Genomic DNA, 8,357 nt, shown 5'->3' with positions numbered 1-8,357 from the left:
CAGATTTGAACTGTCGGGGGTAATAGTCATTTTCGACCTCTTGCATTTTCGCTCTACAAGATAGTCTCTCTAGTAGCTAGAGCTTCAAGAGGTGTAGACGGACTTTTCTCAATCAGTCAGCTTTGTCAAAGTGCTGGCGTTTCAAATTTCATTTTCCGTTTTCGCAGTTATGGATTTCTTGAGAATTTATCTGTAAGTATTGCGAATGCGTAACTGGGTCTTAACCATACTGATTGTGTTTTATACGGGGCTTCATTCCGCCGCCGCAGTTGGTGCTGCCCAGACAGCCGGGGAGCCGGTGCTTCCAGACCAAAAAGCAGTTCAAAACGCCTCGATCGTGTCCGAAACACTCACGTCGCATAACCTCAGGTGCTGCAATCGAACGAGCAACCAAGCAAAGTCTCAAAAACTAGCCAAGTGTGGAGTCGATTGCGTGTCAATTGCGGGTTCGTTGGAACCGAGATTTTTGAAGGCGGAATTGGTTTTGGAAGATACTGTATTGCTTGGCCTTTTTTCCAAAGATCCAAAGCCAGAAGACAGGCCTCCAAGAATTTACTGACACGTGGCAGCTTTATCGCTGCAAAGCTTCCTGCGATCGTTAGTAATTTTTTGGAGAAAAGCGATGATTACTCGTCGTAATTTACTCATTGGCTCCGTCGGAGCAGTTGGAGCCTTTGTCATGCCTGCTTATGCACATGACAAGAAACAGTTCAAGATCGACCCCAAATTCGAACCGCAATCCGTACGATACTTTTCCTATCCTCCTGGGACGATAGTTGTCGATACGAAAAATCATTTCCTCTACCTCGTTCAGAGTTTCGGCAGGGCGCGCCGCTATGGAATTGGTGTCGGCAAAGCGGGATTGTCGCTGAAAGGGGAGGCGGTAATAAAACGCAAGGCGGAGTGGCCAAGCTGGCGTCCCACCGCAAACATGATACGTCGTAACCCCGGCAAATATCGGAAATACGCAAATGGTGTCCCTGGTGGACCGAATAACCCTCTTGGATCAAGAGCGCTTTACCTTTATCGAAACGGCCGGGACACCATGTACCGGATCCATGGAACCACCGAACCTTCCTCTATCGGTCGATCCGTCTCTAACGGCTGCGTTCGGATGATCAATACTCATGTTGAAGATCTCTATGAACGCGTGCCTTTAGGCACAAGAGTGGTCGTTTTGTGAGTACCCAATAGCCGAAAACTCTGGTCAGGCACGTGGCTGCATCCGGCGCGTGCCTTTACAAATGAGGGCTGCATTAGCCCAAGAAGACAGAAACCCAAGTACGAGCTTTGGACGATCATTTGTCGAGCGTTTCATCTGACCGCTTTGATCGACTTTTACGTATGGAGAGAAAGGGGCTCCGTGGGAATCTCTGCAATATTACCCGCTAAGAGATTTTTGGTGTGACGGAAAACAGATGATTTCCGCGTAGCGGTTCGGCGGGTCGAAATCGACGGGGTGACTGGGCAATTATTTGCGCGACAAACCCTGTCGGAATGTGAGACTGTGCGGCAACACGGAATTTGAGGTTTGTCGTGCATGTTGATCGGTTACATGCGGGTATCGAGCGGTGATGAGCGGCAGTCGGTTGCCTTGCAGCGCGACGCCCTGCTCGCGGCCGGGGTCGATCAGCGTCACCTGCATCAGGATCGCGCTTCGGGCGCGCGCGACGATCGGCCGGGGCTGAAGGCTTGCCTTGCGGAATTGTGCGAGGGTGACGTGCTGGTCGTTTGGAAGCTCGACCGTCTGGGCCGATCACTCTCCCACCTGATCAGAATCGTTGAGGATCTGAAGATGCGCGGGGTCGCCTTCCGCTCTTTGACGGAAGCTATCGACACGACGAATTCGCACGGTGCGTTCCTGTTCAACCTGTTTGGCACGCTCGCCGAATACGAGAGAGTGCTGATCACGGAGCGGGTCAACGCTGGACTGGCGGCGGCACGCCGGCGCGGTCGCAAGGGCGGTAGGCCACCGACGATCGACACCGAAAAGGTTGAGCAGATTCTGGCGGCGCTGGAAGCCGGCGCCAGCAAGGCGTCGGTGTGTCGGACATTCAAGGTGCCGCGCTCGACTCTCATCGATACATTGCGGCGAACCGGATGGACCGGACCGGGCAAAGAAGATGAGCCTGCTCCCCCAGTTTGAGAGCGGGTGTGACCGATGGCCTTCCTCGACGCGCAGTCGCGCACCGTTCTGTTCGACCCACCCGATGTTTATGAAGAGGCCCTCGCGCGCTATGCGCTGTCCGCTGAGGACATCGCTTTCGCCAGGGCGCATCGCCGATCGCATAATCGTCTGGGTTTTGCCATCCAACTCGCCCTGGTGCGTGATCTCGGTCGTCCGCTCCGCGCTGGGGAAGTTCCGCCTCAGGCAGTCGTCTCCGTTGTCGCCGACCAGTTGGGCATCGACGCTGCGGTGTTCGCACTCTATGCCCAGCGGGAGGAAACCCGTCGAGAACATACGCGGGAGATTGTCGTCGCACTGGATCTCCGGCCCGTCCGGGCGAGCGATTATCGATCCCTGATCACCGCGGCGGCACGCGAGGCAGCCGCTACCGAACAAGGCGAGCCGATCACCAAGGCCGTGATCGAAGCCCTGAAGGAGAGGAAGCTGCTCGTTCCTGTGCCGGAACTGCTGATACGTCTGGCGATGGCGGGCCGGGCGGCAGCGCGACGACAGGCTTATCGCGGCTTGATCCGGGGCATGGAGCAACCGTCCATCGAGGCGCTTGATCAGCTTCTCATCGATCGGTCCGGCGATCGGAGCCATCTCGGCTGGATTGCGGAAGCGCCGGAGGGGACGAAACTGAAAAACCTCAAGGGCCTGATTGCCCGGCTTGAGGTTCTGCGTTCGGCGGCGATTTCCGATGAGCGACGTAAAACGATCCATGCCAACCGCTATGGCATCATCGCCCGGGACGCCCGCATTCTGCATGCCCGTGAGATACGACGCCTTACATCCGAGCGCCGCTACGCCACGCTGACGGCGTTCGTCATCGAGAGGCAGGCGGCAATCACCGACCTTGCGATCGACATGTTCTGCAAACTGATCGGCAGCACCCGGCGCAAGGCTGAACTGAGCCGCACAGAACGCCGGCTGAAAGAAGCCGAGATTCTTGATGGGGTGGCGCTCGATCATCTCAAGCTTGGCGAGGCGCTTCTGGCCGCCCGTGAGAACAACACCGATCTCGCATCCGCAATTGCAGTCTCACTCGGCTGGGACGGATTGACCGCCAGCGTGGCCGCAGCCAGGTCCGTCGTGCGCCCCGATCGCAGCGACGAATTCGATGAGCTCATAGAGCGGCACAAATCGCTGCGAAAGCTGGGCAGGCTCATGTTCGGCGCGTTCTCTTTCCGGTCGTTTCGTCCCGATGATCCGGTTTTGAAGGCAGTGGATCATCTGCGTGCGCTCTACAGTGGCAGGAAACTACCCGCGCAGGTGCCGTTCGCGTTCATGACGCGCAAGTGGCGGCGACGTGTGCGCTCGGACGGTGTCACCATCGACCTTCGGGCTTGGGAAGTGGCGGTACTCGTTCACCTTCGGGAGCGCCTGCGGGCCGGTGACATATGGGTTGATGGCAGCCGAGCATGGCGCAGTTTCGAGGATTATCTTCTGCCTCGACCGATCTTTGCCCTGATGCGCGCCGAAGGCCGGCTCGGGCTTGCCATCCCTGACAGCTTTGCCGAATGGCGAGCCGAACGCACCGCCACGCTCGACGCGAAACTCAAAGAGCTGGCAAGGGCGGCGGCCGCCAACGCCATTCCGGATGCGGCTATTTCCGACAAGGGTTTGTCGGTCTCCCCGATCCGCGAGGAGGAGCGTGACGGGATCGTCGCGCTCAGCCGGCGTCTTTACATCCTCGTTCCCCGGATCAGGATCACCAGCCTGCTTGCCGAGGTCCACAGCTGGACCAGGTTCCTTGACAGCTTCACACACTATCGCACCGGCGAGACGGCGAACGACGAGCCGGCGCTGATGGCCGCTATCCTTGCCGACGCCACCAACGCCGGTGCTGAACGCATGGCGGAAAGCTCACGCGGCGTCACGATCCACCAGATGATGCTGATGGTAGATAGGCATCTGCGCTCGGAAACCTATGCTACGGCGACCGCCGTGCTGGTCGATGCGCAGCAGGCTCATCCCTTCGCCGCGGTCTGGGGCGACGGTCATATCTCCTCCTCGGACGGGCAGTTCTTTCCGGCAGGCGGGCGCGGTGAAGCCAGCCTCGAATACAATGCAAAATACGGCAAAAGACCAGGTGCTTCGGTCTATGGCTTCCTGTCCAATCGTTTCGCCTCCTTCTTCTCCCGGATGATCCAGGCGTCCGAGAGCGAAGCGCCCTACGTGCTCGACGGCCTCCTTCACAACGAAAGCTCCGTCGAAATCCATGAGCATGCAACCGATACCGCCGGCGCGACCGAAACGACATTCGCTATGTTCCATGGCTTCGGCTATAGGCTCATTCCTCGTATCCGCAATCTCGGCAATCGCAGGCTCTTCGTCATCGATCCCGACGCGGCGTACGACCCGCTCGGGGCGCTGATCTCGGGAGCCGTCAACATGGATGTCATCGAGCAGCACTGGGATGAGGTCTTGCGGCTGAAGTCATCGATTGGCGCGGGCCTCGTGCCGCCGTCCGTCATCCTCAAGAAGCTTGCCGCATCGCCTCGGCAAAATCGGCTCAATCAGGCGCTACGCGAAATGGGCCGGATTGAACGCTCGATCTTCATCTGCGACTGGTTGCTCGACACCAAGCTCCGGCGCAGATCGCATGCCATCCTCAACAAGGGTGAAAGCCGTCACGCCCTTGCCCGGGCGGTCTTCCTCCACCAGCTTGGCGAGCTGCGCAACCGCGTGGCGGAAACCATGGCCTATCGGGCGTCAGGTCTCAACCTCGTCGTCAACGCCATTATCCTGTGGAACACCGTCTATCTCAGCCGCGCTGTCGATTATGTCCGCACCCAGGGCATCGATATTCCCGCCGAGCTGCTCTCCCAAGTCGCACCACTTCCCTGGGCTCATATCGCACTCACCGGCGACTATCTCTGGAACGAAATTGACCGACCCCTCGAACGCTTCAGGCCGATCCGCGCTAACCGTTTCAATCCAAACAACTTCGCTTTCCCTTAGCGGGTATTATTGCAGAAATGCCCACGGAGCCCCTTCGCGCGGAGCAGCGGGGGAGAGGGTGGCAAGGGGATAAAAACGGAGGGGGTTCGCCCGCCCGAGGCAAAGCCGAAAGGGCGTCGTGTCAGCGGCGCTCCTGCACAAAGCGCTGCCCCAAGGCTGCGCGAAGGAAGGACGGGGAGACCGTTTTTTCCCCTTGTGAGGGAGAGGGGGCAGCGCTCCTCTTTCCCTCATCAAAGAAACAGACAGGACGCCTCCGGCGTCACTGCTTTATCCTGGCCTAGGCCGGCAAACCGCTGATGCTGATTACTGTGAAGAGCAGTAGGGGAGGGGAAAGGCCGCCCCGATACGAGGCAGGGCGGCCTCCGTAGGCACGCGACAAGAAAGGGCTAGAGACTTGCCACGACCTGACTTGATCAACAGCCAATATGGGTCGATCGGGCGAGGCTGTAAATGTTCCGAACGGATTTTGCCTGCGATGAAACTGATTTGAGGCGAAGCCGCAGCGCAACCGATCGTCACCCGAATGGGCGGAGACAGTGTCTGCTGGCTCCGTGCCGAAGGCATAGAGCGGGGTCGCAAAGCGATGCGCCAAAGCAGCTATCCAGGGTAGACTTTCGAGGCACCATCTTTAATTGTCCCGGAGGAACAACGATGAAATTCCAGTGTGGTTGGTGGCAATGGCAGGTTTCGGACTCGAGCAGTGGGTAAGCTATCTCGGACTTGAACGCGTTGTAGACCCAGACAAAGATCATCCGGTTTATCGCAAGCCGCTCGACGGAAATATCATCGATCTCAGCCAACTGGATCTGCTGGTCGCGCAAAGGCTGCGTGACCTGCGAACCGACAGACAACTTGCGCAAGCCAAAGTGGCCATGCTGCTAGGGGTGAAGGAGGCAACCTACGCCCGCTACGAAAACGCCTCATCCTTGATGACCGTCGGACGCCTGCTCCACGTTTTCGAAGTCCTGAATATCACCCCGGAAGAGTTCTTCGATCCTCTCGTCAACGAACAGCCCTCTCACTCCAAAGCCGAGTCACGCGAAGCCCTGAGAGACCAGCTGATGGAGGAAACGGTCGACCACCTGAAAAAGCTCGACGATACGACCTTGAAGATGGTGCATGATCTTGTGCTTGCGATGGAGCCCCGGACGATCGAGAAGCAGAAAGGGAATGGCGCGGCGAAAGCCGCGCCATAACTTGCACTCAATGGGTTGGCTCTGGTTTCCACCGCGCGCCGGCCGCCATTGGCGAATAGCCGGCGCTCATGCGGCGTCCTTCCCCCCTTCTGGCGAAGGCACCGCTCGGATCGATCGGCGCCAGTCCGAGATCCGAGAAGGACAATGAAGAACATCGGAGCTTTCAGCATAGCGCCGCCCCTCTTTAAAGGGCGGGAAAGCGGGAATTCTCGACACAGTTTTGACGGATAATGGGAAGCCGCAGGAGGCTTAGCATAGCGCCGCGAAGCGGAAGCCGGGGCCGACTTCCCCCGCCAAAACCGTTCCGCATCACCAGGCCAAAAGCAATGTCTAACCATCGGATGTGTGCCGGACCTGACTGCATTCAGTGAAGCGTCGGGGCAGGGTCCGACAGGAGCTTCACCGCGTTCTTCACGACCTTGCGAAGCTTTCGCCAATCGGGAAGGTCGCCTTCATTGACGCGTTCCTCGATCGCCGTCAGGATCCAGCCAACGCAGGCGATATCTTCGAAAGCGCGGTATTTATCCGAGCGATGGAAGCAAGCGACAATACGAGGCCGTGCGCCTTCGTCGGTTTTGGGGATCTGCGCAACCAGGTCCTGCGCTTCGCGATAAGCATTGACTACTCTCTTACGTTCATCAGGACCGGCTTGCGTGATCATTCCGACAGTCCAAACCAGCGTTTTCGAAAGGTCGACTACTTCGTCTATCATGGCGTGATCATCCTTCCCGTTGCAACGGATTCAGAAGGGTACCATCCTCTTTCTAGACGCGCAAAGAGCAGATCTGCAGCTTTTGATCGCGTCGCCTGACGCCTTCATCTGGGAAAGTCCTGATTTGCCGACGGGCTCGCTCTGCGCTATATTCTTTCCTTAGGAGACCGCAAATGCTCTTGAAGAAGTTTGACGAGAACAAGGAAGCCCTGAAGCAGATCGGCCGCGAAGCGATTGCCGAGAGCCGTCGCTTGGGACTGCCGATCTCCGCTCGTGACCTCCAGAATGAGGCCGAGGATCAGGCAACATTTGAGCAGAGAAAGCGCATTTCTGCCGCCTGAGGTCGTCACTCTTTGTCCCAGCCAACCTGTATCGTTCTCGGCGGTCCCAACGGATCGGGCAAGTCATCGGCGTATGCCAAGCTGCAGCTCGACGGTGCTTGGGTCAACGCTGATGAGATTGCCAAACAGCTCACAGGATCCAGGGATGGCCGGGCAGCCGCCATGGCAGCGGGGAGGGCGGCACTCATGAAGATCCGTGAGATGATCGAGACCCGGCAGTCGTTCGTCTTTGAGACCACCTTGAGCAGCCAACAGTCAATCAATCTGATGAGCCGAGCCCAGGCGACTGGGTACTATGTCGGCCTCTACTACGTCGCCCTGGATTCAGTTGAGCTCAACATCGAACGTGTTCAGCGTCGGGTAGAGAAGGGCGGCCACGACATTCCGGAAGACATCATCCGACGGCGCCATGAAGGATCGCTGCGGATGCTGTCTAGCGCCCTCAGATACGCTGATGAGGCGCTGCTGATAGACAACAGCGGTATCGAGCCCCGGGAGATTTTCCGCGTCTGTGCTGGCGTGATCGTCGGGTCTGACGTTGATCGTCGCAATCCGCTGCACAGGCTTTTCGAAGGTCGGGTTATGGAAGCCTATGACGTCGTAAGGGTAGGGGAGACGTACCGTCTTCGAACCGCGATCGAGTAGGGGCTGGTGCCCTGGATGAAGGGTACCGTGTAACAGCGCAATAATACCCAACGCGCCGGGCATTGGAACGAGCCGCCCTAGTGGGGCGGCTCGGCGCTGATCAGCGCATCGAATGCGGCCTCTTCTTCGGCAAGCTTCGCTTTGGCCGCCGCCAGCTCGGCTGCGATCTGCTGACGCTCGGCCTGGTCGATGGACGCTGCAAGCTCGGCGCGCAGTTCGTTGATGTGGTCGTAAGTGGTCATCGTCAGCTCCTTTGAATGAAAACAAAGGTGCGGGACCGACAAGGGAGGGTTTGGGTCAATGACCGCCGGAGGGGGCCTGCGGGGCGGGGG

Annotated in this window: 8 protein-coding genes; 6 read left to right on the top strand and 2 right to left on the bottom strand. The window is 58.3% G+C overall.

Features of this window, described 5'->3' with window-relative positions:
• The first annotated feature begins 679 nt into the window (after positions 1-679).
• The 4 genes from J7447_RS30975 (at position 680) to J7447_RS30960 (ending at position 6,327) form a co-directional block, all read left to right on the top strand.
• Complete coding sequence (locus J7447_RS30975; RefSeq protein WP_077294877.1) at positions 680-1,183, top strand: L,D-transpeptidase; 504 nt, start codon at positions 680-682, stop codon at positions 1,181-1,183.
• A gap of 357 nt (positions 1,184-1,540) precedes the next feature.
• A complete protein-coding gene (locus tag J7447_RS30970) occupies positions 1,541-2,146 on the top strand; it encodes a recombinase family protein (RefSeq protein ID WP_055971942.1) in 606 nt (201 codons plus the stop codon).
• Between the two features lie 15 nt (positions 2,147-2,161).
• Positions 2,162-5,131, top strand: coding sequence for a Tn3 family transposase (locus J7447_RS30965; RefSeq protein ID WP_072495413.1), 2,970 nt, complete (start codon positions 2,162-2,164; stop codon positions 5,129-5,131).
• A gap of 677 nt (positions 5,132-5,808) precedes the next feature.
• Positions 5,809-6,327 (top strand): helix-turn-helix transcriptional regulator, encoded by a 519-nt coding sequence (locus tag J7447_RS30960; protein WP_152508049.1) that lies wholly within the window; start codon positions 5,809-5,811, stop codon positions 6,325-6,327.
• Between the two features lie 364 nt (positions 6,328-6,691).
• On the opposite strand, the gene J7447_RS30955 is transcribed toward J7447_RS30960, so the two are convergent.
• A complete protein-coding gene (locus tag J7447_RS30955; protein ID WP_152508048.1) occupies positions 6,692-7,039 on the bottom strand; it encodes a hypothetical protein in 348 nt (115 codons plus the stop codon).
• A 173-nt stretch (positions 7,040-7,212) separates the two neighbouring features.
• On the opposite strand from J7447_RS30955, the gene J7447_RS30950 reads away from it, so the two are divergent.
• Together J7447_RS30950 and J7447_RS30945 are read left to right on the top strand one after the other, a co-directional pair.
• Positions 7,213-7,380, top strand: coding sequence for a hypothetical protein (locus J7447_RS30950; protein WP_165222187.1), 168 nt, complete (start codon positions 7,213-7,215; stop codon positions 7,378-7,380).
• A gap of 12 nt (positions 7,381-7,392) precedes the next feature.
• Positions 7,393-8,025 (top strand): zeta toxin family protein, encoded by a 633-nt coding sequence (locus J7447_RS30945; RefSeq protein ID WP_152508047.1) that lies wholly within the window; start codon positions 7,393-7,395, stop codon positions 8,023-8,025.
• Between the two features lie 77 nt (positions 8,026-8,102).
• Here the strand turns inward: J7447_RS30945 and J7447_RS30940 are convergent, their stop codons facing one another.
• Complete coding sequence (locus J7447_RS30940; protein WP_173014038.1) at positions 8,103-8,267, bottom strand: hypothetical protein; 165 nt, start codon at positions 8,265-8,267, stop codon at positions 8,103-8,105.
• Positions 8,268-8,357: the final 90 nt, after the last annotated feature.

This window comes from Labrenzia sp. R5_0 (assembly GCF_017743835.1).
Lineage (GTDB): Bacteria > Pseudomonadota > Alphaproteobacteria > Rhizobiales > Stappiaceae > Roseibium > Roseibium algicola.
Note: the sequence above shows the minus strand (reverse complement) of the source record. Positions and strands in the feature narration are given on the sequence as shown.

Bases quoted from the DNA above. Each gene is read 5' to 3' on its own strand.
- J7447_RS30940 (WP_173014038.1), bottom strand. From the start codon at position 8,267: ATGACCACTTACGACCACATCAACGAACTGCGCGCCGAGCTTGCAGCG.
- J7447_RS30965 (WP_072495413.1), top strand. From the start codon at position 2,162: ATGGCCTTCCTCGACGCGCAGTCGCGCACCGTTCTGTTCGACCCACCC.
- J7447_RS30975 (WP_077294877.1), top strand. From the start codon at position 680: ATGCCTGCTTATGCACATGACAAGAAACAGTTCAAGATCGACCCCAAA.
- J7447_RS30955 (WP_152508048.1), bottom strand. From the start codon at position 7,039: ATGATAGACGAAGTAGTCGACCTTTCGAAAACGCTGGTTTGGACTGTC.
- J7447_RS30950 (WP_165222187.1), top strand. From the start codon at position 7,213: ATGCTCTTGAAGAAGTTTGACGAGAACAAGGAAGCCCTGAAGCAGATC.
- J7447_RS30960 (WP_152508049.1), top strand. From the start codon at position 5,809: ATGGCAGGTTTCGGACTCGAGCAGTGGGTAAGCTATCTCGGACTTGAA.
- J7447_RS30970 (WP_055971942.1), top strand. From the start codon at position 1,541: ATGTTGATCGGTTACATGCGGGTATCGAGCGGTGATGAGCGGCAGTCG.